The organism is Sporomusaceae bacterium (genome assembly GCA_031460455.1).
Taxonomy (GTDB): domain Bacteria; phylum Bacillota; class Negativicutes; order Sporomusales; family UBA7701; genus Anaeroselena.
Genome location: JAVKTQ010000039.1, coordinates 1 through 2,163, shown reverse-complemented (window position 1 = coordinate 2,163; position 2,163 = coordinate 1). Strand labels below are relative to the sequence as shown.

The window sequence follows — 2,163 nt, the reverse complement described above, 5'->3', positions numbered from 1 at the left end:
GATATAAAATTGCATATTTGCGGCGGTCGAAAATGATCTGTGATACACTTTTCCCTGTCTTTGCTTAAGAGGCAGGAAGGGTGGAAAAATGGAAGGAGCCAAATGGATGGAAATTCGATCTGACCGCCAAAAAGGAATGAGCTTTACAGAAATCGCCCGCAAATACCACCTTGACCCGAGGACCGCGAAAAAGTATGCCCTGTCGGAAACAAAACCGGTGTACAAGCTGACAGAACCCAGGCCATCGAAGCTCGACCCATACAAGCAGCAGATAAATGTGTGGCTCGAAGAAGCGCCATACAGCGCGGCGCGGATACTGGAAAAACTCCAAGAACAGGGCTTCGGCGGAAAGTACAGCATCGTCAAAGACTATGTACGCGGCCAAAAGAAAGACCTGGAAGAAAAAGCAACAGTCCGGTTTGAAACGATGCCGGGACTCCAGGGCCAAGTGGACTGGGCCTTTTTCGAAGACCATATCGTCCTGGAGGCCGGGAAGCCTAGAAAGCTGTATTGTTTTCTAATGGTGCTGGGATACTCACGGATGCGGTACATAGAGTTTGTCACGGATATGAGCACCAACACCCTCATCCGCTGTCACCAGAATGCGTTCCGGTACTTTAACGGCTACCCGGAAGAAATCCTCTACGACAACATGAAGCAGGTCGTCGTCAAAAGGCTTCTGAGGCAAGAAGACAGTACCCTCAACCGCCAGTTCGAGGACTTTGCAGGATTTTACGGCTTCAAGCCCATCCTATGCCGACCGTATCGGGGCCAGACAAAGGGTAAGGTTGAACGGACGGTGGCCTTTGTCCGGGACAATTTCATGACCGGCATCAGATACGGCTCACTCGATGATTTAAACGGACAAGCCCTTGCTTGGTGTAACAAGGTGAACGGCAGGCCGCACAGTACCACCGGGGAAATACCGTTTGAGAGGCTGGGGAAAGAGCGCCTCAGCCCATTGGCCCGTCAGTATCTGATCGAGAAGATAAACCTCAGGAGGGTAGAAAAAGACTGCCTCATCAGCTACGCCGGCAATAAGTATTCTGTACCAGCAGAATACGTCGGCAAGGATGTGGCAGTCGTCGGCCTCGACAACATGCTGGCCGCATATTTCGAGGGCAAACAGATTGCTCTGCATAAGATATCCTACCAGAAGAAGGACATGGTGGTCAACCCAAGTCACTACCGGCGACTAACCATCCGGCAGACTTCCGACATCGAAAATACCTTGCTAGAAGGCGGCAATGTCATAGATTTCCCGATCAAATCACCTGACCTCAATACCTATGATGAGGTAATCGGGGAATGACCGAAATAATATATGAGCGTCTCAAAGAGAATCTGTATAGCCTTAAGCTGCGCAATACGCTGGAGATTCTGGACAACTACCTGGAGCGGGCCATCAAGGACGATCTAAACATCGTCACAGTGCTGGACCACATCTTTGCGGAGGAAGCCAAAAACAAGCGGAATCGCGCTTACGAAAAACAGGTTCAGCTATCGGGCTTCCCCATAAAAAAGACGCTGGCTGACTTCGACTTCACTTTCCAGCCCTCAATAGACAAACGCCAAATCGAGGAACTGGCAACCATGCGCTTTATGGAGAATGCGGAGAACATCGTGTTTCTCGGCCCTCCTGGCGTTGGCAAGACCCACATGGCTACCGCCTTAGGGCTGGAGGCCGCCAGGAGCCGCTATTCCACCTACTACATCAACTGCCACACCCTCATAGAGCAGCTCAAGAAAGCTCACTTTGAAAACAGACTGCAAGACAGGCTCAAGATTTTTAGCAGATACAGGCTGCTCATCATCGACGAGATCGGCTATCTGCCGATGGATATTCAGGGAGCGAACCTCTTCTTCCAGCTTATCGCCAGGCGCTATGAAAAGGCTTCAACCATCTTTACTTCAAACAAGACCTTCTCCCAGTGGAATGAAATCTTTGCGGAGGTTACGATCGCTTCCGCCATCCTCGACCGGGTTCTGCATCACTGCACCGTCATCAACATCAAAGGCGACAGCTACAGGCTTAAAGAGCGCAAAGAGTATATGAAACAAAAACAGCATGTCATCAACACGCTGTTCGAACAGAAACAACAGTAACCCGTCGCCACAAACATGCAAATTTCAAACGCCACTTTCATGCAAAATCAAATCGGC

Annotated in this window: 2 protein-coding genes; both read left to right on the top strand. The window is 50.2% G+C overall.

What is annotated here, in order from left to right; translation table 11 throughout:
• Positions 1 to 88: 88 nt before the first annotated feature.
• Positions 89 to 1,312 carry an IS21 family transposase gene (gene istA, locus RIN56_20575; protein MDR7869189.1) on the top strand — a complete coding sequence of 408 codons (1,224 nt, stop codon included), beginning with the start codon at positions 89 to 91 and terminating at the stop codon, positions 1,310 to 1,312.
• Positions 1,309 to 2,106, top strand: coding sequence for an IS21-like element helper ATPase IstB (gene istB, locus RIN56_20570; protein ID MDR7869188.1), 798 nt, complete (start codon positions 1,309 to 1,311; stop codon positions 2,104 to 2,106). The genes istA and istB overlap by 4 nt, the downstream gene beginning before the upstream one ends.
• The last annotated feature ends 57 nt before the right edge of the window (positions 2,107 to 2,163 follow it).

Bases quoted from the DNA above. Each gene is read 5' to 3' on its own strand.
- istA (MDR7869189.1), top strand. From the start codon at position 89: ATGGAAGGAGCCAAATGGATGGAAATTCGATCTGACCGCCAAAAAGGA.
- istB (MDR7869188.1), top strand. From the start codon at position 1,309: ATGACCGAAATAATATATGAGCGTCTCAAAGAGAATCTGTATAGCCTT.